Below are 22,563 nucleotides of genomic sequence, written 5' to 3' on the forward strand. Positions count from 1 at the left end.
TTTAACCCGGCAGGGCCGCCAGCACCGCACCCACCATGCTGTTGAACGCAGCGGGCGAGTCCACGACGCGCGCATTGGCTTTTACCTCGCCGTCGGCACGGGTGGCGCGCCGGGCCTGATCGGCCGTTGCTGACAGCTTCACGATCACCACTTCGCGGCGGGGGTTGATATAGATTTTCTGACCGAAGCGCCCACTGGCCTCGACCGAACCGTCACCGTCGTTCTTCTGGTACCAGTAATTGCGGTAGCCGTAACCAGGGCGACCGGGGCCGAGGTTGCCGTTGGCGAACACCGCCGGGTCCGCAGGCTGGAATGTGCTGTGCACCGCCTGGTTGAAGCTGTCGCCTTCGGCATCGCGGGCCAGTTCGCGGCGCACCAGCTCGGCGAAGCGGGCGGTGTCACGCAGGTTACAGCTGATGCCGCCACTGGCCATTTCGGTGCCTAGCGGGTCGACCTGCACGTAGGCATCGTCCTCGGCGAAGCGTGACCACAAACGCTGCTCGACCAGTTGCGCCCAGTTGAGCCCGGTGATGCGCCGCAACGCCCATGCCAGCGCTTCCGGTGAGCCGTTCTGGTAGAAGAACGGCGCCTGGTTACCCGCGTGCGGCGCCTGCTGCACCTGCTGGAGGAAGCTATAGATATCCCCTGGCATGCCCTCGCGCCGCGGTATCAGGCCGGTGGCGGCAAACAGGCCGAGGTCCGGCGGCATCTGTGGTGGGTACTCAACCGCCACCTGCATGTCCAGGTTGGCCTGCACCGTCGCCTCGCCGAATGGCGTGCCGCGCAGTTCCGGCACGTAATGCGCCAGTGTGCGCTGCGGGTCCAGCGCACCTTCGGCGATCAACTGGGCGGCGATCAGGCCGGTGACCGACTTGGTCATTGACGCCCAGATATGCGCCTGGCCGGGTTGGAACCCTTCCAGATAATGCTCATACACCACCTTGCCCTTGTGCAGCACGATCAGGCCGTCCGTGCTGGTTTGCTGCAGGTAACCGGCCAGGGTCAACGGCTGGCCGCCAGCACTGAAGGCCAGTTGGTCGAGCGCCGCCGCGCTGCCTTCGGCCAAAACCAGCGGTGTGGCCGCGCGGCCGATGCCACGGGTGGGCGACACCTCGCGGGCGTGGCGCATGGACCAGCGCAAGTACGGTGGCTGAAAGGCGTTGGCCTGGTTGACGCGAAATTCCGGTGCTGGTGGGAACCCCTGCATCACGCCCTGCCCGGTCGGTGCCCCGACCGCCAGCCCTGGTGCCAGCGCACCGGCCAGTATCAGGGCGATGCCGGGCAGGTTGGCGGATGAAGGCTGCATGCTGCGCTTGGACATTGTCTTGCTCCTTGGTTGTACTAGAAATTGGCACCCACACTGAACGCGACATAATCGCGGTCGCCGCGGGTGCCGTAATCGCCGTCGAGGTAATCGGTGTAGGCCAGGCTTGCCCAGTACTGAGTGGCCAGGCTGACGTCCACGCCCAGGCTGATCGAGCGCGAGCCTTCGTTGAAGGCCGAGCCGTCAGCGGGTGAGTAACCTTTCACGTCATGGGCCCAGGCCAGGCTGGGGCGAATGTCCAGGCCCTGGACAAGGTTCGGGTAGCTCCAGGTCGCGCGCAGCCGGTACCCCCAGGAAAAAGGCGTGACAAAACCCTCGCCGTTGCAGTCGCCCGGGCTTTTCGAAATCGACAGGCACAGGCTGTTGTCAGCCAGTTCGCCGTTGCCATAGGCACCGGAGCGCCCATAACGCGCCCCGAAACGCCCCTCCAGCCCACCGACGTAGGTGGCACCCACCTCACCCATCAGCAGCAACTGGTTGGCGCCCATGACCTGGCTGAACGCTTGCACGGCCGACACCTGGGCCTGGGTTACCGGCTTGCGCCGATAACCATCGAACGGCGTGTCGTCGGTTGCCGGGCGCAGGCCATCGGCGTTCAGCGGGCTGCGGCCAGGGGCATTGAGCAACGACTGCAGCACATCGTTGCCGTTGAGTTGTACCGGCATGTTCGGCCGGTAGCTCACCTCCCCTTGCACGGCGGTACCGTTGCGCAGGGTGGTGGCGAAGGTGAGGCCGTACAGGCGGATGTCCTCCGGGTATTGCGCCTGGTACCGGGAAGTGCCCATGCGCAATGCACCCGCCAGGGTCTGCCCATTGCTGGAAGCCAGGAAGGCGCCGCAGTTGGCCAGCGCCACACCGACATTGCCGCACAGCTCCCTGGCAAAACCCGTATTGGCGTAGTAGCGGCTGCTGACCGTGCCCAGGTAGGGGGAGCGGCTGTGGTAGTTGGCGGCGAACAGGCCGAACTCGGTATCCAGCCTTTCAACGTACCAGTGCAGCGAAAAACCCCATTGGCCGCCATTGCGCGGATCCTGGTCGGCGCCCCGGGGCACACGCACGCCCTCCTCCGTCAGCGTCACACCGAACGGGGCCAGGGCCTGCGAAACGGCCGGGTTGGTGACCATCTGCCCGCCGACATCCAGGCCTCGGCAGCCCTCGGGCATGAAGTCGTTGCCGGAAAAGAACGTTGCGCAGTTGTCCAGCCGGACCTGTTCCCAGTCCAGCTGGTAAAAAGCGTCGAAAGACAGCGCCTGATTGAGGTTTTGCGTGACATACACCAGGTTGACCGGCGCCAGGGCGTCTTTCACCTCGGAGCCTGGCCGACGCAGCGCCGCCTGGTTGAAGGGGTTGATCACGTTCAGCCCGCCTTGGATGAACAGGCTTTCCCCCCAATTGACCACCTGTTTGCCCAGGCGCAGCGAACCGGGCTCGCCGTCGATGTCGTAGAGGGCATAGGCGAAGGCATCTAGCAGCTCCGCGCCTGCGGTTTTCGCCGATACCTGGCGATCGTGGTCGTCGATATCGACTGCGCGCTGGCTGTGGTCACGCTGCGCGGTGTCGTACCAGTAGCTGCCGCGCAGGAACACACCGAGGTTGTCGCGCCGCAGCTCCAGGTCGTGGGTGCCTTTGAAGATCGCCGAGAACACATCGCCCGCCCGGTAGTTGCGTCGCCCGTCGTTGCCATTGGCCGCCTGCAACTGCTGTTTGTCGGGGTTGGCGGTGCTGACTGCGCTGCCGAACGACAGGGCCGAGTCGAAACGCCCCTGTAACGGGCCAACGTCGAATTGCACGCCCGCCACCGGGGTGGCGAGCAGGCAGCACAGTGCCGCCAGCGGCGCGCGGCGCCGGCAGAAAAGTAGGGTTGCGCTCACTCTTAACCTCTTGTTGTTTTATTAGAGAGGGAAATGATGGGTTCAGCGCGGACGCGCCGGCCGCCCAGGCCGGCGGTGTCGGTGACCAGAAGTATCAGATAGGTTGAACGCCCCTCACAAATAGCGTCTTCGGATCAATGCCATGCCGGTTCGTTATGGCTGGATGGGTCGGGCGACGCGAGCAGGCTGCCGAGAGCGCTGCGCAGCCTGGTGGGGATGGCGACCGGGCGGTTGTCGCGGCGGTCGACGAAAACGTGGGTAAAACGGCCGGCCGCGCAGGCTTCAGGTTCGCCCTCGACGAACACGGCCAGCGCGTAGTGCACCGAACTGTTGCCCAGACGCTCGACGGCGATGCCCACTTCGATGCGTTGCGGGAAGGCAACGGCGGCAAAATAGTCGCAGGCGGACCCGGCCACGTAGGCCACCACCGGGTCGTGGTGAATATCCAGGCCGGCATGTTCGATCAGCCAGGTATTCACGGCACTGTCGAAAAACCCGTAATAGACGACGTTGTTCACATGCCCATACACGTCGTTGTCATGCCAGCGCGTGGTGATCGGCTGGAAGTGGCGGTAGGCGCCGCGCAGCGGGCGCTCCCTGGCCATGGTCAGAACGCCGCCTGGTAGAGGGCCAGGGCATCGGCAAGGGTGACCTTGCGCGGGTTGTTGACCAGCAGCCGTTGCTGTTGCAGGGCATCCTCGGCCAGCAGCGGCAGGCTGTGCCGCGGTACACCGACATCACGCAGCCGGCTGGGCAGGCCGCAGCGTGGCGCCAGCTGCGCAAGCTCATCGATGAACTGGCTGCACAGGTCATGGGGGTCACCAGGCACCAGCCGGTCGCCCAGCAGTGCCGGGGCCAGCGCGGCATAGTCGGCGAACGCTTCGCGACGGTTGAAGCGCATCACGTGGGGCAGCACCAGCGCATTGGCCAGCCCATGCGGCACGTGGTAACGCGCCCCCAACGGGTAGGCCAGCGCATGCACCGCCGCCACCGGCGCGTTGGCAAACGCCTGCCCGGCCAGGCAGGCGCCCAGCAGCATGGCCTGGCGCGCCGCCAGGTTGCCACCGTTGTGTACCGCCTGGTCGAGGTTGCCGGCCAGCAGCCTCAACGCTTCGCGGGCCAACAGGCTCGACATCGGGTTGCGCTTGAACCGGCTGGTGGTGGCCTCAATGGCATGGACCATGGCATCGATACCGGTGGCCGCAGTGATCGCCGGTGGCAGGCCCAGGGTGCGCTCGGCGTCGAGCAGCGCCAGGTCGGGCAGCAACAGCGGCGAAATGACCGCCATCTTGGCCGCCTCGCCGGTGGTGATCACAGCGACCGGGGTGACCTCGGAGCCGGTCCCGGCGGTGGTCGGCACCTGGATCAGTGGCAGGCGCTGGCCCTTGGCCTGGTCGATGCCATAGACCGCCTCCAGGGTCTGGTCACAGGCGGGGTGTGCCAGCAGCGCCACCAACTTGGCGACATCCATGGAGCTGCCGCCACCGAAACCGACGATCAGCTCGGCGCCGATATGCCGCGCCCGGCCCACCGCCGCCAGCACGCAGGCATGGCTGGGGTCGGCGCTTACCTCACCGAAGATCGCCACGCTCAGGTGAGCCTGGGTGAACCCTGGCAGTAAGTCATCGAGCATGCCCAGGTTGACAATGCCCGGGTCGGTCACGATCAGCACACGGCGCACGCCGCGTTGCTGGCACAGCTGCGCCAGGCGCCCGGCGGCACCGGCTTCGCACAGCAGCTGAGGGGTGGTGGCAAAACTGAAAGGCTGCATGCTCATGTTCCTCTTGTTGTTGTGGGTGAACAGCTGGGCAGGGTCAGAAGGCGAAGTGCGCTTCATCCAGGCTCATCAGGCACTGTGCGCCGCCGCGCAACGCCTCGCAGTGGGCATTTGCGCGCGGCAATACCCGCCGCCAGTAGAAGCCTGCGGCGTGCAGCTTGGCTTGGTAGAAGGCACTGTCTGCGCTGCCTGCGGCCAGTGCCGCGCTGGCCGTTACGCCAGCGCGCAGCCACAGCGCGGCCAGCAGCACATAGCCCGAGTAGGCAAGGAAGTCCACCGACACTGCGCCGATTTCCTGCGGGTCACAGCGGCAGGCATCGACCACCTCGGCGCTCAGGTTGCGCCATTCCTGCAGGCGCTGGACGACCGCCTGGGCCATCCCGGCCAGCTCGTCGGCAGCGCAGCCATGAGCCGCTTCGAGCAACTCATCGATGAGCAGGCGCAACTGCTCGCCACCATCGCCAAGCACCTTGCGGCGGACCAGGTCCAACGCCTGGATGCCGTTGGTGCCTTCGTACAACTGGGTGATACGGCTGTCGCGCATCAGTTGCTCCATGCCCCATTCGCGGATATAGCCATGCCCCCCGTACAGCTGCACCCCCAGGCTGGCGACCTCCTGGCCGACATCGGTGAGAAAGGCTTTGACGATGGGGATCAGCAACGCCGCCCGCCGCCCGGCGGCCGCTTGCACGTCTGACTGCGGGGCACCGTGCTCCTGATCCAGCGCTTGCGCTGCAAAGGCCGCCAGCATGCGGCAGCCCTCGCTGAGGGTTTTCTGGGTCAGCAGCATGCGCCGCACGTCCGGGTGGCAGATGATCGGGTCGGCATTGCGCTCGGGTGCCACGGGCCCAGCCAGGCTGCGCGACTGCAGGCGCTCGCGGGCATAGGCCAAGCCACCCTGAAAGGCTGCCTCGGCGATGCCCAGCCCCTGCAGGCCAACCTGAAACCGCGCATCGTTCATCATGGTGAACATGCAGGCTAGGCCCTGGTTGGCCTCACCCACCAGCCAGCCGCGGGCGCCCTCGAAGTTAATCACGCAGGTCGCTGCACCCTTGATGCCCATCTTGTGCTCGAGCGCACCGCATTCGACGGCGTTGCGCGCGCCTAGCCCACCGCTACCGGTGCATTCGAACTTGGGCACCAGGAACAGGCTGATGCCACGCACACCGGCCGGCGCATCCGGCAGGCGCGCCAGCACCAGGTGGACGATGTTGTCGGTCAGGTCCTGGTCGCCGCCGCTGATGAAGATCTTGCTGCCGCTGATGCGGTAGCTGCCATCGCCTTGCGGCTCGGCGCGGGTGCGCAGCAGCGCGAGGTCAGTGCCGGCCTGTGGCTCGGTCAGGCACATGGTGCCGGCCCATTCGCCGCTGACCAGCTTGCCGAGGTAATCGCGCTTGAGCGCTGCGCTGCCATGCCGATGCAAGGCCAGCACGGCGCCCTCGGTCAGGCCGGAATAGATCCGAAACGATAGGGACGCGCCCATCAGCATTTCGTGAAAGCACGCCGCGACCATTTGCGGCAGCCCCTGGCCATCGTGCTCCACGGGGCCGGTCATGCCACCCCAGCCCTGCTCCACATATTGCCGGTAGGCCCGGCGAAAGCCATCGGGGGTGCGCACAGTGCCTTGCTCCAGGCGGCAGCCCTGCTCATCGCCCTGGCGGTTAAGCGGCGCAACCACCTCGCCGGCAAACCGTGCGCCTTGTTCGAGAATGCCATCAATGGTTTCGCGGTCCAGCTCGTTGCCCAGGCGGGCACAGTGCGCCGTCACATCGAACAGTTCGTGCAGGACGAAATGCATGTCACGCAGGGGGGCTCGGTAGCTCATGCGCGGCCCTCGCGCACATCGGCCAGCTGCTTGCCCCCAGCCACCAGGCGCATCAGCAGCCCGGCCGGGCGCCAATGTTCACCGAACAGGCCTTGCAGGCGTTCCAGCCGCGCCAGCAGCAGGCTCAACCCCTGCTGGTCGGCCCAGCGCATCGGCCCACCGACCTCTATCGGGAAGCCATAGCCATGCAGGTACACCCGGTCGATGTCGGCGCTGCAGCTGGCCACCGACGCCTCGAGAATCTTCGCCCCTTCGTTGACCAGCGCCAGCAGGCAGCGCTCACGGATTTCCTGGTCGTCGATCACCCGCCGGTGCACGCCCAGGTCCTGGGCGACCTTGAGCACCAGTGCATCGACCTCGGGGTCGTGCATAGCCTCGCGGCTGCCGGGGGCGTAACGGTAGTAGCCGTGGCCGGCTTTTTGCCCGAAACGCCCCAGCGCGCACAGGGCATTGTCGACCTGCAGCAAAGGCGCATCCATGGCTTTGCCGGCCAGCTGGCGTGCCCGCCACTCCAGGTCGATACCGACCACGTCATACATGCGGAACGGGCCCATGGCCATGCCGAACGCTTGCAGCGCCTCATCCACCTGCCGCGGCGTGGCGCCTTCGAGCAGCAGCTTGCGCGCCTCGGCCGCGTAGGTGGCGAGCATGCGGTTGCCGATGAAGCCCGGGCAGTTGCCGGCCACCACCACTTCCTTGCCCATGCGCTGCCCCAGGGCTTGGGCCGCATCGAGCACTGCGGGCGAGGTGCGCTCCCCGCGCACCACTTCCAACAACTTCATCACATGGGCCGGGCTGAAAAAATGCAGCCCCAGTACCTGTTCGGGCCGACGGGTCACGGCAGCGATGGCATCGATGTCCAGTGCCGAAGTGTTGCTGGCCAGGATGGCTTCGGCTTTGAGCGTGCTGTCCAGGGTGCGGAAAATCTCCTGCTTGAGCGCAAGGTTCTCGTACACCGCTTCGATCACCAGGTCGGCTTCGGCGAGGTCGGCATAGGCCGTAACCTGGCGCACCCGCGCCAGGCAGGCGTCGGCCCCGGCCTGGTCAATACGCCCCTTGGCCACCTGCTGTGCCCAGGTCTGCGCAAGCATCGCCAGGCCGGCTTCGGTAGCCCGCGGGTCGTTATCCAGCCATAGCACCGGTAGGCCTGCACGGGCCAGGCTGATGACTATGCCGCGGCCCATGGTGCCGGCACCGATCACCGCCGCCAGCTGAATGTTATAGGGAGTACTCACGGGTGACGCTCCTGATGACTGTTATGAAGGCATTGCCCTCACCCTAGTCAGGCGCCTACTATTTTTGAAATTCTCATTTTCCATCCCATGTATTTTTTGCATGAATATAGCCAACTTCGACCTCAACCTGCTGCGCGTACTGGACATGCTGCTGCGTGAACAGAACGTTTCCCGCGCCGCCGAGCGCCTGGCCCTGACCCAGCCGACGGTGAGCAATGCCTTGGCCCGCCTGCGCGACCTGCTCGGCGACCCGCTGCTGGTGCGCGTGGGCCGGCGCATGCGCCCCACCCCGCGCGCCCTGGCCCTGGAAGGCCCGATCCGCGCGGCGCTGCAACAGATCGAGCAGACCCTCGGCGCCGGCGACAGCTTCGACCCGCAGCGCAGCCACCGCCAGTTGCGTATCGCCCTCACCGACTTCGCCGAACAACTGTGCATGCCCGGGTTGCTGGCCACCTTGCAGACCCAGGCGCCGCATTTGCGCGTGGACGTGCTGCACCTGACGCCCAACCTGCCGGCCGAAGCCCTGGACCGAGGCGAACTCGACCTGGTGCTGGGGCGCTTCGATGATGTGCCCGCGCGCTACGAGCGGCGCCACTGGCGCAGCGAAACCCTGCACGTGGCGGTGCGCCAGGGCCACCCCGAAGTGGATGGCGCGCTCGACCTGCAAGCCTTCCTGGGCCTGCGCCACCTGTGGGTGCACGGCGGTCAGACCCGCGGCATGGTTGACCAGTGGCTGGGTGAACAGGGCCTGGCTCGTCGCATCGTCTACACCACGCCCAATTACCTGCAGGCCGCACACCTGGCCGCAAGCTCCGACCTGTGCGTGGTGCTGCCCACCGCACTGGCGCGCCATTTCGCCCGGCTGCTGCCGCTGCAGGTATTGGACCTGCCGTTCGCCCTGCAGCCGTTCCAGCTAGAGCTGGTGTACCTTGCTCATCGCCAGCACGACCCGGCACTGGCCTGGCTGGTGGCGCGCATCATGGAGATTGGTGCCAGCTGAGCCATCGCATTTGGGCATGGGTGGCCATGCAAGAGTGGTATTGGTTCGCCAATGAGCTCTGTCCTTAGAGTGTTCGCCCTCAGAACAACAAGGACCACCCCATGCGCCTACGCACATTGCCCTGCCTGCTGGCCCTGGCCCTGCCCTTCGCGGCACAGGCCGACGGCCCAGCCAAAGACGCCACCGACCTCACCCGCCAGAGCAATCAGCAATGGTTGCAGCGCCTGCCCTTCGCCGACCGCAGCGATTTCGACAATGCCCGCCGCGGCCTGCTCCAAGCCGCCGACCAGGCCGTGGTCAATGCCGACGGCAAAACCGTCTGGGACCTGCAGCGCTACGCCTTCCTCGCTGGCGAGGCACCGGCCACGGTCAACCCGAGCCTGTGGCGCATCGCGCAGCTCAATACCATTGCCGGGTTGTTCAAGGTCACCGACGGCATCTACCAGGTGCGCGGCCTGGACCTGGCCAACATGACCCTCATCGAAGGCGAGCACGGCCTGATCGTGATGGACCCGCTGCTGTCGGTGGAAACCGCCCGGGCCGGGTTGGCGATGTACTTCCGCCATCGCCCGCAGCGGCCGGTGGTGGCGGTGATCTATACCCACCCGCACGTCGATCACTTCGGTGGTGTGCGTGGGGTGATCGACGAGGCCGAGGTCAAGGCCGGCAAGGTGCAGGTCATCGCCCCGCAGGGGTTCTTCGAGCATGCCATCAGCGAAAACGTGCTGGCCGGGCCGGCGATGAAGCGCCGTGCGCAGTACATGTACGGCGCGCCGTTGCCACGCGGGCCACGCGGCCAGGTGGATGCCGGCCTGGGCAAGGGAGTGCCGGCCAATGCCACGGTCAGCCTGATCGCCCCCACCCGGCTGATCGAAAAACCCTTCGAGACCCTGCGCATCGATGGTGTCGATATCGAGTTCCAGCTCACCCCTGGCACCGAAGCACCTGCTGAAATGAACCTGTGGTTCCCCCGCTTCAAAGCCTTGTGCATGGCCGAAAACGCCTCCCACGTGCAGCACAACGTGCTGACCCTGCGCGGCGCCCAGGTGCGCGATGCCAAGGTGTGGGCGCACTACCTGGACCAGTCGCTGTTGCGCTATGGCCAGCAAGCCGAAGTGGTGTTTGCCCAGCACCACTGGCCCACCTGGGGCGGCGCGGCGATCCGCGATTACCTGGCCGATCAGCGCGACATGTATGCCTTCATCGACAGCCAGACGCTGCGCCTGATCAATCGCGGCCTTGGCCCCACCGAAATCGCCGCCGAACTGACCACCTTGCCGCCACGGCTGGCCAGCAAATGGTACAGCCGCGACTACTATGGCTCGCTCAGCCACAACGTGCGGGCGGTGTATCAACGCTATATGGGCTTTTACGACGGCAACCCGGCAACCCTCAACCCATTGCCGCCTGCCGACGCCGGGGCCCATTACGTCAAGGCCCTGGGCGGTGCCGAACGGGTGCTGACACTGGCCCGTGAGGCTTACGGCAATGGCGACTACCGCTGGGTTGCCGAGCTCACCCGGCACCTGGTGTTCGCCCAGCCCGACAACAGCGCAGCGCGCGAGCTGCAGGCCGACGCCCTGGAGCAACTGGGCTACCAGAGCGAGAACGCCACCTGGCGCAACGCCTACCTGACCGGTGCGCACGAGCTGCGCAACGGCGTGGCCCCGGCCGCAAGCAAGGGCGGCAGCGCCGACGACCTTGTGCGCGCCCTGACCCCGACGCTGTTCTTCGACTACCTGGGGGTACGCGTGGATGCCGCCAAGGCCGCCGAGCAGGACCTGACCATCAACTGGCACTTCACCGACCTGAACGAAGACTACGCCCTGACCCTGCGCAACGGTGTGCTCACCCACCGCGACCTCACTCGCCACGGGCAGGCGGATGTCGAGGTGAACATGAGCAAGGCCACCCTCGACCGCATCGCCCTGAAGCAGACCGGCTTTCTCAAGGAAGCGACCCTTGGGGACATCAACATCAGCGGCGAGCGCATGAAGTTCATGCGCTTCATGGCCGGGCTGGACGAGCCGGATGGGCGCTTCAATATCGTCACCCCCTGAAGCACCCGCAGCGCCGCTCTAGAACGAGCGGCGCAACCACACGCCCAGCACCAGGCCCGCCACCCCCAACGTACACAGCGGCACGCTCCAGGCGGCGGCGTGGCCCTGCTCGCGGCGCAGCATGCCCAAACCACGGCGGTAGACGCCGCGTTCACGCGCCCGGCCAAGCAGTGCCAGCAGCACCGCCATGCCAGCAACCACCGGCATTTCGCCACGCCACGCCAGGCAGGCGACCAGCAACAATGCCACCTGCGTGCGCCGCCAGGCCAGCACCGTACGTTCGGCCTGCAGCCCGGTGCCGCCCGTGGGTTCAGCCATGCCAACGCGCCCATAGCAGGCCCACCAGCGCCACACAGGCAAGCCCGCACGCCACGCTCAGCAGCGGCACCAGGCGCGGCAGCGGCAATGGCGCCTCGCGGCGCAGTGCGCGTTCCACCGCCAGCCAGCGCCAGCCTGCGCCCAGGCTCACCAGCAAGCTGGTGGCCAGCAACGCCAGCTCCATCGCCACCCGCCCCGACGTGGGCCAGGTATGGGCGGCGAAGGTTTCGATGGCGATGGCGCCGCCGAGCAACGCCAGGGCGGTGCGGATCCAGGCAAGAAAGGTGCGTTCATTGGCCAGGGTGAAACGCGGGTCGGGCGCCTTGCCTTGCCCCAGCAACCAGCGCTCCCAAGGGCTGTGACGGTGATCGGAATTCATCGGGGGTCCTGTGTCAGCGCAGCCCTTGGCTGCGCAATGCGCCGGGTGAGAAGTACGAAGCACTGGTGCGCACATCGAAAGCGTACGGCCTTGGCTGCTCGTTGGTCAGGCCCGACAGCTGATAGCGGCCACTGCGCAGGTCATAGATCGCCTCCATGGCATTGACCAGCGCCTGCCCGGTGACGTGGTAATAGCTGTGCGCCTGGGCAGTGCGCCATAACTGCCCCTGGTGATCGAAGAAGTCCGCCTCGACGATGGCCCAGCTGTCCTCGTCCAGGTAGTAGCGGCGGCTGGCATAGATATGCTTCGCCCCAGGCTTGAGGGTGCCCACCACTTCCCACACCCGGTGCAGCTCGTAGCGGGTGGGCTGCGGGTTGACGTGGCCCGGCCCGATCAGCGCGGCATAACCGAGCAGTGGCGATGCCAGGCGATAGCTGTTGTAGGGCACGTGCAGGGCCTTCTTGCCCACCAGGGTCCACTGGTAGAGGTCTGGTGCACCATTGAACATGTCGCGGCTGTCGGCGGTGCGCAGGCCGGCCGTGCCCGGGGTGATGCTGTCATAGGCCAGCGCCGGGGCGCGCCGCACCCGCCGCTGGCTGCTGCTGTACAGCCACGAAAGGCGTGGCTGCGCGACCTGATCGAGGGTTTCGTGCAGCACCACGGCATCGCCCGCCAGGCGCGACGGCGCGGTCATGCGGTAGCTCAGGTAGTACAGCACGTTACCCGTCTGGCCATCGTCAAGCACGTCGGGACGGGCAAACGTCTGTTGCAGGCTCATCGTGGCAAAGCGCCCATCGCCACGCGGTGTGATGCTGTCCGAAGCCAGGCTGAAACTGCCGTTGCGTGGCCGGGTGAGGTGGTTCCACAGCACCTGCAGACCGTTGTCGGGCCTGGGGAATGCCAGCACGCCGTTAAAGCCTTCCACGCCGTTGCCGTGATTGACCAGGCGAGCGCTGGCAGCATTGTGCCGGGCCCATTCGCCTACCTGAGGCGGTACCGCGACGCTGCGGTGCGACGGGTACACCGGCAGGCGAAACGTCTTGGGGTAGCGCTGGATCAAGGCCACCTGCCCCGCCGTCAGTTGCTCACGGTACTGCCCGTAGTTCTGCGCCGTGATCACGTACAGCGGCTGCTCATCGGCGTATGGGTCCAGCGGCGTGCCGTTGACCGCCAGCGACACCTGCCCCGCTTGCAGGCCCCCGCGCCAGGCCGGAATGCGGCCGTCGCTGCTGGGCCCGCGTTCAGCCCCCACCGGCGTCAGGTCTGGAAGCAGCGGCGTGGCCGCGACATGCAGGGCCAGCAGACTGGCGTTGATAAGCAGAATACTGCGTAGCAGGGCGACAGGTTTCATCGGGCTTGGCCTCTTGTTGTTGTGTTGTCCTGGCCGGGCTTGCCTTGGCCCGCCCTTTCGGGGTGATACTAGGAGCCGCGCTTCGAACCCAACAAATAACGTGTTCGGATACGTGCCATATCAGTTCGGCATACCCTTGGAACCGCTCCGATGACCCTGAAACAGCTCCGCTACCTGATCGCCATCGTCGAAGCCGGCAGCTTCTCTTCGGCTTCACGTCGCGCCTACATTGCCCAGCCGGCGTTGAGCCGGCAGATCAGCCTGCTGGAAAGTGAGCTGGAGATGCAGCTGCTTGACCGCCAGCACGACGGCATCGCCCTGACCGATGCCGGGCGCCAGCTTTACGAGGTGGCCCGCCAGGTGGTGCAGAAACTGGACTCGGTGAAGGACGAGCTGAAATCCAGCCGCGGCGACCCCAAGGGCCACGTGGCCATTTCCATTCCGGCCACCGCGGCCGACCTGCTGCTGCCGGAAATCCTCAGGCGCGCCGAACAGCGCTTCCCGGGCGTGACCCTGACGGTGTGGGACGGCCTCAGCCGCGAGGGCGGCCAGGCCATCGAACTGGGCAAGGTGGACTTTGGCGTGGTGCCCAATGCCGAGGAACTCGACCATGTCGAGGCCGAGCCGATTTTCACTGAGGCGCTGTACTGGGTCGGCGCATCAGCACCGGGCACACCCGACACCATCACCCTGGCCGAAGCCGCCGCCACCCGGCTGGTGCTGCCGCCCCGGGCGCTGCACCTGCGCCGGCGCATCGAGCAAGCCGCCATGGAGGCCGGGGTGCCATTGACCGCAGCTTACGAACAACAATCGGCGCCCGGCATCGCCAGCCTGGTGCGTGCCGGCCTGGCGGCGACCATCAGCAACTGGCCGCCGTTGAGCGAACTACTCGAACCCACGGCGGCGCGGCGCATCGTCGAACCGCGCATCAACCGCACCATCGCCTTGGCGCACTCCCAGCACAAACCCCTGTCGTTCGCCGCCGGTTGCCTGCGCGACCTGGTGCGCGGCGTGCTGATCGACCTGGTCAACAGCGGCCGCTGGCGCGGCGAACTCATCGGCAAAGAGCCCGAACCGCTGGAGGCCGTCCTGGGCGTTCAGCTGGCAGTTTGAGCGCGCGCCTGCCCGTCCCTTGCAGCCGACTCGCGCAGGCGTTGTCGGGTGCGCTGTGGGTTCAAGGTGGCCAGGCCGACCAGCCCGGCCACCACCAGCACCGCGCCGCATACCAGGAACCCCTGGGCATAGCCCGCCGGGTGTTGGGCACCCGCGCCCTGCACCAGCAAGCCGGTCACCACCGGCGCTGCCAGCCCGGCCAGCGAGGCGATGCCGTTGCCCATGGCGAGGATGCCGCCGCGCTGGGCCGCTGGGGTGAACTCGGCGAGCATCGCCGGGCCCACGGAATACATCACCAACGCCAGGCCACCACTCAAAGTCAGCGCGGCGACCCTTGCGGCCGTGCCCAAGCCAGGCAGCATCAGCGACGCCGACAACAACCCGCCCAGTATCAGGCACACCGAAACGAACACGCCGCGTGCCACCCGTGACTTCACGCCGCGACGCATCAGGCGCTGGGAGAACCAGGCCAGCAGCAAGCTCAGCGGTGTGGTCACGACCACGAACATGACGAAGATGCGCCCGGTCTGCAGCGGGTCGATACCCAGGCCCACTTGCAGGTAACTGGGCACCCAGGTCAGGGTCAACGCCAACGACCAATTGGCAGCGAAGTGGCACAGGTAGTTGCCCAGCACACTGGCGTCGCCCAGCAGCCGGCGATAAGGGATTGCCGGCTCATCGGCCTTGAGCTGGCTGCTGCGCAGGCGCTCCAGGGTGCCCTCCTGGCCCAGCCGCCACCACAGCAGGCACCAGACCAGGCCGATCAGCGCAAGGATGATGAAATTGCTGCGCCAGCCGTAATGCAGGCTGACCCAGGGGATCATCGCCCCGGCCACCAGCAGCCCCATGGCACTGCCAGCATGCAGCAGGGCCACCGGCAGGTTGCGCCGATCGTTAGGGAACCACTTGTACAGCGCATGGGTGGCCACAGGCGATGCCGGCCCCTCGCCGATGCCCAACAACACCCGGCACGCCACGATGGCCCACAGTGAGGTGGCAAACAGCATCGGCAGCTGGATCAGCGCCCAGAACAGGCCCATGCCCAACAGCAAGGTGCGGGTGGGGCGCCGGTTGGCCATGAAGCCACCGACCACGGCGGAGATCGCGAAAAACCAGTGCAAGGCACCGCCGATCAGGCCGAACTGGGTGGCCGTCAGGCCCAACTCGGCGCTCATCGGCACCGCCACCAGGCCGATCACCACCTTGTCGAGAAAGTTGACCAGCATCAGCAGGGCCAGCAGCGCTGCCACCAGCCAGGCAGTACGGGGGTTGGGCAGGGAAGAATCCGCAGTCATGGCGAGTACTCTTGTTATTGTTGTAGGTGTTGCCAAAAGGCCGCCGCAGGGGCGGCCCGATGGTCAGGCAGGCATCAGCACACCTTTGGCGATGGTGTTGCGCTGGATCTCGCTGGTGCCGGTGAGGATACGCATCATCCGCGTGGCGCGGAAAACCCACTCCACCGGGTGGCCCTGCATCAGCCCGGCGCCGCCATGCACCTGCACCGCCTTGTCAGCGATGCGGAAGGCGGCCTCGGAGACGAACAGCTTGCACATCGGCGCCTGGGTACGGATATCGCCCCCGGCGTCGCTCACCTGGGCCGTGGCGTAGACCATGCTGCGCGCAGCGTGCAGCTCGGTGGCCATGTCGGCGATCATATGGTTGACCGCCTGGAACATGGCGATTGGCTGGCCGAACTGCTTGCGGCTGCGCGCATGCTCGATCGACAGGTTCAGGGCCAGGCCGGCCATCCCCAGCAGGGTCGGGCAATGCAGCAGGCGGTTGAGGGTGATGCGCCCCATGGCCAGCTTGAACCCCTGCCCTTCGTCACCAATCAGGTTGGCCGCTGGCACGCGTACATTGTCGAGCACGATGTCACCATGGGCACCCCCGCCGGACATCACCGAATAATCGCTCTCGATACGGACGCCCGGGGCCTTGAGGTCGACGAAGAACGCCGAAATACCCTGGGCGCCCTGCCCTGGCCCGGTCACTGCCAGCAGCACCGCCAAGTCGGCGTAGGTGGCCCCGGAGATATAGCGCTTGCTGCCGCTGAGCACATAGTGGTCACCGTCACGGCGCGCCTGGGTGCGAATGGCGGTCGCATCCGAACCGGCCTCGGCTTCGGTCAGCGCAAAGCACACGGCTTTTTCAGCGCGGCACACGGGCTTCAGGAAGGCCTCGACCTGATAGGGGCTGGCCACCTTGAACAGGTGGCCGACCCGCGGCGGCCCAGACAGCTCGCCCAGCACATGCGGGGCCAGCATGGAGCCTGTCAGCACCGTCGCTTCCTTTACCGCGCACAGGTCGGCCACGTTCAGGCCGGCCCCACCCATGCTTTCAGGCAACATGATGGTGTACAGGCCTTGTTCGCTGGAACGCTTCCATACCTGCCGCAGCACCGCCTGCGGGTGCGGCCGCGCCCAGTCCAGGTTCGCCTGCTGCTCCAGCGGGCGAACCTGGTCACGGACGAAACCCTCGATCGCTTCGATGATCTGCGCAGCCTTTGCACTTGGTTGATACATGGTGATGCTCCCTGGTCAGATACGACGTTCGCTGTGTTGCCAGTAGGTGTCCCGGACCAGGCGGCGCACCACCTTGCCGTTGGGGTTTTTCGGCAGTTCGCTGACAAAGTCCACGCCGCGCGGCTTCTTGAACCCGGCCAGCGCACGCCCGCAACGCTCGATCAGCTCGGCGGCCTCCAGCTGCGCACCGGGCTTGAGCACCACGACCGCGCGTACCGCTTCACCCCACTGCGCATCGGGCACGCCGACCACTGCTGCTTCGAACACTTCGGGGAAGCTGTAGATGACTTGCTCCACTTCGCTGGGGTATACGTTGAACCCGCCGGAAATGATCATTTCCTTCTTGCGATCGACGATGAACACGTAACCCTGCGCATCCACCTTTGCCAGGTCGCCGGTGAGGTAGTAGCCGTCACGCATGACTTCGGCGGTGAGCGCCGGGGCGCGCCAATAGCCCTGCATCACGTCCGGGCCCTTGACCACGATCTCGCCGACTTCGCCGGGGGCCACATCTTCGAACGCGTCGTTGACCACCCGCAGGTCGGTCTCGAAGTAGCACCGCCCGCAGGAGGCCAGGCGTTGATAGTCGCCGTCTTCCACCAGGTGGTCATGCTCGGTCAGCACCGTGACCAGCGAGCAGGTTTCACCGGCGCCGTACCCTTGCACCAGAATCGGCCCGAACAGTTCGATGGCCTTCTTCACCAAGGCTGGCGCCATGGGCGCGGCACCGTACATGACCAGCTTCAGGCTGGACAGGTCGAAGCGCTCGACGCCGGGGTAATTGACCAGCCGGTTGATCATCGCCGGCACCAGGAACAGCCGCGTCACCCGTTCACGCTGGATGGTCTCCAGCAACAGGCGGTCATCGTAACGATCAAGCAGCAAGTTGCAGGCGCCCACCGCCAGCAGCGGCATGATCTGCATGCCGCTGGCATGGGTGATGGGTCCCACGTGAGCCATGACGTCGTCGGGCCCGGAGCGCCGTGTGGGGCTGGCGATGCTCTTGCGCACCAGCGCCTTGCGGTTGCCGAATGACAGCATGGCGGCCTTGAGCACGCCCGAGCTGCCGGAGGTGTAGTGCAGCACGGCCAGCGCATCGTCGGCCGGGTCCAGGCCCAGCGCTGCTTCGCTGCCGCGCTCAAGCAGCGCGGCATAACCCAGGTCACCGCCCTCGCCCTCCAGCACGATGAGCTGTCGCAGCAGCGGCAACTCCGCACGCCGCGTCGCCAGCGCCTGGGCAAAGCTGGCGTCGGTGATCAGTGCAACGCTGCAGGAGTCTTCCAGCACCCGCACCACTTCATCCAGTGACAGCCGCGCATTGATCGGCACCTTGACCATCGCCGCCTTGTACAGCGCCACTTCCGCTTCCACCAGCTCCACGCGGTTGGCGGCGAGGATCGCCACATGCTCGCCCACGGCCACGCCCAGCGAGCCCAGCCCAGAGGCCAGACGGTTGCTGCGGCGCTCCAGCTGGGCGTAGGTGACACGTGTCTGGCTGTCCGCCACGGCGATGTGGTCCGGCCAGTAGCGGGCACTTCGGGTAATGATCTTTCCAAGGTTCACGTTGTTGTTCTCGTCGACAGGAAGACATCGACGATGCTAAACAGCCATGCGCGGGCAGATGTAATACAAGATTCAGATGCCGGCCATAACGTTATTAGCTGGCGCAATGCATGAGACGTGCTCGAACTGCCGCCCGGTGTGCGTGCTGGAATACGTCGACCACCCGCTAGGCCGTATGATCGAAGGCAATGGCCAGCGCAAGGGCCATTTCAAGGAAGCTGAGCTAAGACCTCAGATCATCATTAGTAATCAATCAGATAGAGATCTTGCAACATGGGGTCGTCATGTGACGGTCATACCTGATGGACACCCATTCAAGGTTCGATCGTCTGTGCTGGCCTCATCGCCGGCAAGCCAGCCCCCACAGCAATATCACCAGCCTTCAGGCGAGTGCTGGACTTGTGGGAGCCGCGCTTGCCGGCGATGGACCGCTCATTGTCGACGGATTTCAACCTGAAGTCCTTCCTCCTCACGTGGCGCGCGAAAGTAGCTTGTGATCAGATCGAACTCCGCGTCGGTCGCCGCAAATTCATGTTCGCCACGGTGGTTGCGAAGATGCAACCTGCCTCGACAAGTATCATCGTCCACTTCAAGGTAGTGGACGCAGTGTGCAGCCTCGGCTGCATCAGCCAAGCTGCGCAGCCATTGTCGATCTTGAGGTGTATTGGCAGGAAAATCCAAAACCACAGTCGCTCCAGCACCCAGCATATCGATGACAAGCGGGCCAACCACCTCCCGAATCTGACGTGCAAGGCGCACATAATCGCTGATCGATTTGATCTGACCAGGGTACAGCCGTGAGAGCCAATGATCCTCGCTCAGCAGAATCGCTGATTCTTCAGCTGCCAAGCTTTTGGCCAGCGTTGACTTGCCGGATGCAATCTTCCCTGAGATCAGATGTAGCACGGGTTTAGGCATAGAGACGTCTCCTTGTCGAAGTCTGATGATGCTCATTGAAACGCGCCGAAGCAATCACTGAGCCGTCCGCTAGAACTGCACGACCAATTCCCCAGGCCTGAGCCCTCAGCCGGCTATCTGCCTTTGAGCATGGGCAGCGTCGCATGCCGTGCTGACGGTGTTCGCCAAGAGCATGATGGAAACCGGTGAATCCGCCTAACCTGCCAGTCTGCCTATGGCGTAATCCTTGAAAACCAGGTACCCGATCCCTTGGGAGCACTGTACATGCTTATCGACTTCAGACCCGCTCAAGCCTCGGATGCGCAAGATATTGCGCGCTTCTTTCAACTGACATCGGAGGGCATGGCCGATTACATATGGAGCAAACTTGCAACACCGGGAGAAGCATTGCTGAGTGTCGGCACGTCTCGCTATGCCAGGGAACAGGGCGACTTTTCCTACAAGAACTGCCTGATGGCCATTTTCGAAGGGCGCGTCATCGGCATGATGCATAGCTATGCCTTGCGCGAGACCCCTGACAGGCCTGTCGAGACAGACCCGGTCCTCGCGCCGTATTCCGACATGGAAATACCCGACACCTTATACATATCCAGCCTGGCCCTGGATGAAGCCTGGCGCAGCCAAGGGCTGGGCGTCCAGTTTCTTCGCCACGCTCAGCAACGCGCTGAGGACTCTGGCCTGGATGGGCTATGCCTGATTGATTATGCAGAAAACCACGGTGCACGACGCTTCTACGAACGTCACGGTTTTCAAATTGTTAAAACCTGCCAGATCGTTCCGCACCCGATGCTGAGCGTAACCGGTGAAGCCTATTTGATGTATCGCCCTACCCACAACGTGCTCGAGAAAAAACCATGAACAAGAAGCTGACCGTCTTCCGCGAACTGGATATCCAACCGGTGCGCGACCTTCCTTTTTTTGAAGAGGTCGTGGAAGGCACCCCTCATACGCTGACCTCCAAGTATTATCACGATGAACAGCAAGGTCGCATTTCCGGAGAATGGGAAGCCAGCACTGGAGCGTGGCGCATCGACTACAAAGTTTGGGAGTTCTGCCATGTCTTGAGTGGATGCTGCGTCATCGAGCTTGAGGGTTGCGCCCCCATCACACTGGCCGCTGGCGACACGTTCATTATCGAACCGGGCGCCAAGGGCAAATGGACCGTACTGGAAGACATGAAAAAGAACTTCGTGATCCTCTTGCCCGCAAATTAGGCACCGGGTGACGTTTCATCGAGCGCAGCGCAAAGCCAGTGTGCATGCTGGCCTTCTGGCGGCGCTCGAATGTTCTTCGGCAGGCCACAGCAGCCCTTTACCTCATGGCTGCGCTGTGGCGCATAGAACCAAGCGTTCGGCAAAGCCACCTAGCCACTGAGACCCACATCTAGTGCTCTTTCGTCCACTCCAAGGTGCCAGGGAACGTCGCGACGAAGCGCGTGCCGTCCTCAGGCGTAGAGGTTACTGACAGCGTCCCGTTGTGACCCGTTACTATCTGAGATGCAATATACAAACCGAGCCCCAGCCCCTCCCCGCGACCACCACCTGCTGACCGTTTGAACGGCTGGAACAGTAGCGGTAACAAAACGTCGGGGATTTCTGGGCCATGGTTCATCACTGACAGAACTACATGATTTTCTTGCATGCTTGCGATCACCTCTATCGGAAGATCACGCGCCCCATGAGCAACGGCATTGCCCAATAGGTTTGAAAGCAATTGCCCCATTCTTCCAGCATCACAGAAGACCCCAGGTGAAATGATCACCTCTTGACGGATTTTGACGTGGGGATGACTCGTCATGATTTCATTGATGACAGCAATAAAAACGTCACCCAGGTTGTCCACCAAAGTCCGTTTGACCGGAATGCCTCCCCCCAGCTTTCCTCGAGAAAAATCCAGCACATCTTCAATCAAGTTATTCATCCGCTGCGAGCTTTGTCGTATTGCAATGGCAAGCTGCTGCTCGCGACCGGCGGGCAGCCTGGCCTCCAGTAAATCAGCGCTCATTCTGATAGCGCTCAGTGGCGAACGGAGGTCATGCCCCAGTGCGGCAATGAACTGCTCCCGGACAATGCCGGCCTCAGCTGCATTGACCAGCTCAATCGTTCTGGCCTCAAGGTCCGCCAGAACGTCGAGTTGAACAGCGGAACGGCCTCGATCTTGGCAATCGTACTAATGTCATGTGAGAGGTCAGACGGATAAGGCATCAAGTCGCCGATTGGATGAATGACAAATGGGCATTAAAGCGCAAGCCCAGCGTTTGACAATGAACCCGCGCAGGGTAAGCGCCGTCAACATGGGCATGCGGTTACAATCGATATAGGAGGCTGTCTGTCAGATCCAGTTATGTGGCAGGCGTTGGTCGATTCAGGTGCCCGCTGGGTTGGCAGGGATGCGAGAAATGACAATTTGGCTTGCCATCCACCAACGGCAGCTCTGGGTCGGTCGCAGTCGGTCTCCACTGGCCCCTAACGACCCAAAGCAGACATCTGTAACCGGGGCCGCTTCACGGCCCATCGCCGGCAAGCCGGCTCCCACAGGTACAGCGCATGGCTAAAGGCCGGTGATATTCCTGTGGGAGCCGGCTTGCCGGCGATGAGGCCGGTACTGACTAAAGAGCTTTGGATCGCTGGCAGCTATAGGTCGAAAGCGGTCACCTCGATCAGCCCCCCCATTTCAGGCTAGGCTGCAAGTTGATCCGCCATTGCGGCAGGCGCCCGCCGCCATCTAACGACCTTGCACAACCCCATCAGGCTGCGTGCCCATGCTTGCGAGAAAAATCTCGGTCTCCCGATTGGACCGCAGGCAGACCACGCGAAACCCCACGGCACCGTCGCCACGAATCGCTTCATCGCCTTGCGAGACGAGGTTTTCGTCCGCCACATGAACCTGAAAAACTCCGGCAGGTTGGCCAGCAGTTCCGGGCAGTCATCCGGTTGAAAGGCTCCAGGTTTTGCAAATGGACCCGCGTACCGGCCGGAAGCACCAGGTCACCGAGCACTTGCTCGTGCTCAAGGCGGGGATTGTGCGCACGCCAGTCCTGCCAATGCTCGTAGATGAACTGGACATACAGTCCGCTGCCTGCAGCCAGCAGCACCATGAGAATGCCGAAGCGCCAACGCCTGGCCAGCATATAGCGCCGGCAACGGGGATCAGCAGTGCCAGCAGGCAGGCGATCAGCAACCAGAGAAAGACTTCGGAAAAGAGGTAGATCATGTAGCCGAGCAGCATGGCCGGCATGGAGACAGGAATCATGGGACCGTCCTTGTGCACCCTGATGGAGACGGCGCAGAACAAATCAAGCTCGGCG

Annotated in this window: 20 protein-coding genes and 1 pseudogene; 5 read left to right on the forward strand and 16 right to left on the reverse strand. The window is 64.5% G+C overall.

Going from position 1 to position 22,563, the window contains the following annotated elements:
• Position 1: 1 nt before the first annotated feature.
• The 6 genes from ABI582_RS01080 to ABI582_RS01105 form a co-directional block, all read right to left on the reverse strand.
• Positions 2-1,321: a serine hydrolase domain-containing protein gene (locus ABI582_RS01080; RefSeq protein WP_442118120.1), complete on the reverse strand. Its 1,320-nt coding sequence runs from the start codon at positions 1,319-1,321 to the stop codon at positions 2-4.
• 20 nt (positions 1,322-1,341) lie between these two features.
• Complete coding sequence (locus ABI582_RS01085) at positions 1,342-3,195, reverse strand: DUF1302 domain-containing protein (RefSeq protein WP_442118121.1); 1,854 nt, start codon at positions 3,193-3,195, stop codon at positions 1,342-1,344.
• A gap of 134 nt (positions 3,196-3,329) precedes the next feature.
• On the reverse strand, positions 3,330-3,800 hold the full coding sequence (locus tag ABI582_RS01090) for an acyl-CoA thioesterase (protein WP_442118122.1): 471 nt from the start codon (positions 3,798-3,800) through the stop codon (positions 3,330-3,332).
• Between the two features lie 2 nt (positions 3,801-3,802).
• Positions 3,803-4,966 (reverse strand): iron-containing alcohol dehydrogenase, encoded by a 1,164-nt coding sequence (locus ABI582_RS01095; protein ID WP_442118123.1) that lies wholly within the window; start codon positions 4,964-4,966, stop codon positions 3,803-3,805.
• A 43-nt stretch (positions 4,967-5,009) separates the two neighbouring features.
• The gene (locus ABI582_RS01100; RefSeq protein WP_442118124.1) at positions 5,010-6,797 is read right to left on the reverse strand and encodes an acyl-CoA dehydrogenase C-terminal domain-containing protein; all 1,788 of its coding nucleotides are present in this window, start codon (positions 6,795-6,797) and stop codon (positions 5,010-5,012) included.
• Entirely contained in the window at positions 6,794-8,032 is a 1,239-nt protein-coding gene (locus tag ABI582_RS01105) for a 3-hydroxyacyl-CoA dehydrogenase NAD-binding domain-containing protein (RefSeq protein ID WP_442118125.1), read from the reverse strand. Before ABI582_RS01105 ends, ABI582_RS01100 begins: the two co-directional genes overlap by 4 nt.
• Positions 8,033-8,132: 100 nt before the next feature.
• On the opposite strand from ABI582_RS01105, the gene ABI582_RS01110 reads away from it, so the two are divergent.
• Both ABI582_RS01110 and ABI582_RS01115 read left to right on the forward strand, forming a co-directional pair.
• Complete coding sequence (locus tag ABI582_RS01110; RefSeq protein ID WP_442118126.1) at positions 8,133-9,032, forward strand: LysR family transcriptional regulator; 900 nt, start codon at positions 8,133-8,135, stop codon at positions 9,030-9,032.
• Between the two features lie 101 nt (positions 9,033-9,133).
• Positions 9,134-11,092, forward strand: a complete 1,959-nt coding sequence (locus ABI582_RS01115; RefSeq protein WP_442118127.1) for an alkyl/aryl-sulfatase — start codon at positions 9,134-9,136, stop codon at positions 11,090-11,092.
• 18 nt (positions 11,093-11,110) lie between these two features.
• Here the strand turns inward: ABI582_RS01115 and ABI582_RS01120 are convergent, their stop codons facing one another.
• From ABI582_RS01120 to ABI582_RS01130, 3 genes are read right to left on the reverse strand one after another with little or no spacing between them, the layout of a single operon-like run.
• Positions 11,111-11,410 (reverse strand): DUF202 domain-containing protein, encoded by a 300-nt coding sequence (locus ABI582_RS01120; protein ID WP_442118128.1) that lies wholly within the window; start codon positions 11,408-11,410, stop codon positions 11,111-11,113.
• Positions 11,403-11,789, reverse strand: coding sequence for a YidH family protein (locus ABI582_RS01125; protein ID WP_338747061.1), 387 nt, complete (start codon positions 11,787-11,789; stop codon positions 11,403-11,405). The genes ABI582_RS01120 and ABI582_RS01125 overlap by 8 nt, the downstream gene beginning before the upstream one ends.
• Positions 11,790-11,802: 13 nt before the next feature.
• Positions 11,803-13,140, reverse strand: a complete 1,338-nt coding sequence (locus ABI582_RS01130) for a DUF1329 domain-containing protein (RefSeq protein ID WP_442118129.1) — start codon at positions 13,138-13,140, stop codon at positions 11,803-11,805.
• A 150-nt stretch (positions 13,141-13,290) separates the two neighbouring features.
• Between ABI582_RS01130 and ABI582_RS01135 the strand changes: the two genes are divergently transcribed.
• Positions 13,291-14,253 carry a LysR family transcriptional regulator gene (locus tag ABI582_RS01135; RefSeq protein WP_338747059.1) on the forward strand — a complete coding sequence of 321 codons (963 nt, stop codon included), beginning with the start codon at positions 13,291-13,293 and terminating at the stop codon, positions 14,251-14,253.
• Here ABI582_RS01135 and ABI582_RS01140 read toward each other — a convergent pair.
• From ABI582_RS01140 to ABI582_RS01155, 4 genes are all read right to left on the reverse strand, one after another.
• Entirely contained in the window at positions 14,238-15,548 is a 1,311-nt protein-coding gene (locus ABI582_RS01140; protein ID WP_442118130.1) for an MFS transporter, read from the reverse strand. The genes ABI582_RS01135 and ABI582_RS01140 overlap by 16 nt on opposite strands.
• 63 nt (positions 15,549-15,611) lie before the next feature.
• Positions 15,612-16,775 (reverse strand): acyl-CoA dehydrogenase family protein, encoded by a 1,164-nt coding sequence (locus ABI582_RS01145; RefSeq protein ID WP_442118131.1) that lies wholly within the window; start codon positions 16,773-16,775, stop codon positions 15,612-15,614.
• A 15-nt stretch (positions 16,776-16,790) separates the two neighbouring features.
• Positions 16,791-18,338, reverse strand: a complete 1,548-nt coding sequence (locus ABI582_RS01150; protein WP_442118132.1) for an AMP-binding protein — start codon at positions 18,336-18,338, stop codon at positions 16,791-16,793.
• Between the two features lie 432 nt (positions 18,339-18,770).
• Complete coding sequence (locus ABI582_RS01155) at positions 18,771-19,256, reverse strand: AAA family ATPase (protein WP_442118133.1); 486 nt, start codon at positions 19,254-19,256, stop codon at positions 18,771-18,773.
• Between the two features lie 264 nt (positions 19,257-19,520).
• On the opposite strand from ABI582_RS01155, the gene ABI582_RS01160 reads away from it, so the two are divergent.
• Both ABI582_RS01160 and ABI582_RS01165 read left to right on the forward strand, forming a co-directional pair.
• The gene (locus ABI582_RS01160) at positions 19,521-20,114 is read left to right on the forward strand and encodes a GNAT family N-acetyltransferase (RefSeq protein WP_442118134.1); all 594 of its coding nucleotides are present in this window, start codon (positions 19,521-19,523) and stop codon (positions 20,112-20,114) included.
• Positions 20,111-20,470, forward strand: a complete 360-nt coding sequence (locus tag ABI582_RS01165) for a cupin domain-containing protein (protein ID WP_019472176.1) — start codon at positions 20,111-20,113, stop codon at positions 20,468-20,470. Before ABI582_RS01160 ends, ABI582_RS01165 begins: the two co-directional genes overlap by 4 nt.
• A 169-nt stretch (positions 20,471-20,639) precedes the next feature.
• Here ABI582_RS01165 and ABI582_RS01170 read toward each other — a convergent pair whose 3' ends face one another.
• The 3 genes and pseudogenes from ABI582_RS01170 to ABI582_RS01180 all read right to left on the reverse strand — a co-directional run bounded on the left by ABI582_RS01170 (position 20,640) and on the right by ABI582_RS01180 (position 22,508).
• Complete coding sequence (locus ABI582_RS01170; RefSeq protein ID WP_442118426.1) at positions 20,640-21,380, reverse strand: sensor histidine kinase; 741 nt, start codon at positions 21,378-21,380, stop codon at positions 20,640-20,642.
• A 600-nt stretch (positions 21,381-21,980) separates the two neighbouring features.
• Positions 21,981-22,189: pseudogene (locus ABI582_RS01175) on the reverse strand (AAA family ATPase); the annotation flags it as partial.
• Positions 22,182-22,508 (reverse strand): hypothetical protein, encoded by a 327-nt coding sequence (locus tag ABI582_RS01180; protein ID WP_442118135.1) that lies wholly within the window; start codon positions 22,506-22,508, stop codon positions 22,182-22,184. The pseudogene ABI582_RS01175 and the gene ABI582_RS01180, both read right to left, overlap by 8 nt.
• Between the last annotated feature and the right edge of the window lie 55 nt (positions 22,509-22,563).

Origin of the sequence: Pseudomonas sp. SAS7, from assembly GCF_052112345.1 — a bacterium.
GTDB lineage: Bacteria > Pseudomonadota > Gammaproteobacteria > Pseudomonadales > Pseudomonadaceae > Aquipseudomonas > Aquipseudomonas putida_Q.

Coding starts and splice junctions, on each gene's coding strand:
- ABI582_RS01080 (WP_442118120.1), bottom strand. CDS start 1,321: ATGTCCAAGCGCAGCATGCAGCCTTCATCCGCCAACCTGCCCGGCATC.
- ABI582_RS01090 (WP_442118122.1), bottom strand. CDS start 3,800: ATGGCCAGGGAGCGCCCGCTGCGCGGCGCCTACCGCCACTTCCAGCCG.
- ABI582_RS01095 (WP_442118123.1), bottom strand. CDS start 4,966: ATGCAGCCTTTCAGTTTTGCCACCACCCCTCAGCTGCTGTGCGAAGCC.
- ABI582_RS01100 (WP_442118124.1), bottom strand. CDS start 6,797: ATGAGCTACCGAGCCCCCCTGCGTGACATGCATTTCGTCCTGCACGAA.
- ABI582_RS01110 (WP_442118126.1), top strand. CDS start 8,133: ATGAATATAGCCAACTTCGACCTCAACCTGCTGCGCGTACTGGACATG.
- ABI582_RS01115 (WP_442118127.1), top strand. CDS start 9,134: ATGCGCCTACGCACATTGCCCTGCCTGCTGGCCCTGGCCCTGCCCTTC.
- ABI582_RS01120 (WP_442118128.1), bottom strand. CDS start 11,410: ATGGCTGAACCCACGGGCGGCACCGGGCTGCAGGCCGAACGTACGGTG.
- ABI582_RS01125 (WP_338747061.1), bottom strand. CDS start 11,789: ATGAATTCCGATCACCGTCACAGCCCTTGGGAGCGCTGGTTGCTGGGG.
- ABI582_RS01130 (WP_442118129.1), bottom strand. CDS start 13,140: ATGAAACCTGTCGCCCTGCTACGCAGTATTCTGCTTATCAACGCCAGT.
- ABI582_RS01135 (WP_338747059.1), top strand. CDS start 13,291: ATGACCCTGAAACAGCTCCGCTACCTGATCGCCATCGTCGAAGCCGGC.
- ABI582_RS01140 (WP_442118130.1), bottom strand. CDS start 15,548: ATGACTGCGGATTCTTCCCTGCCCAACCCCCGTACTGCCTGGCTGGTG.
- ABI582_RS01145 (WP_442118131.1), bottom strand. CDS start 16,775: ATGTATCAACCAAGTGCAAAGGCTGCGCAGATCATCGAAGCGATCGAG.
- ABI582_RS01155 (WP_442118133.1), bottom strand. CDS start 19,256: ATGCCTAAACCCGTGCTACATCTGATCTCAGGGAAGATTGCATCCGGC.
- ABI582_RS01160 (WP_442118134.1), top strand. CDS start 19,521: ATGCTTATCGACTTCAGACCCGCTCAAGCCTCGGATGCGCAAGATATT.
- ABI582_RS01165 (WP_019472176.1), top strand. CDS start 20,111: ATGAACAAGAAGCTGACCGTCTTCCGCGAACTGGATATCCAACCGGTG.
- ABI582_RS01180 (WP_442118135.1), bottom strand. CDS start 22,508: ATGATTCCTGTCTCCATGCCGGCCATGCTGCTCGGCTACATGATCTAC.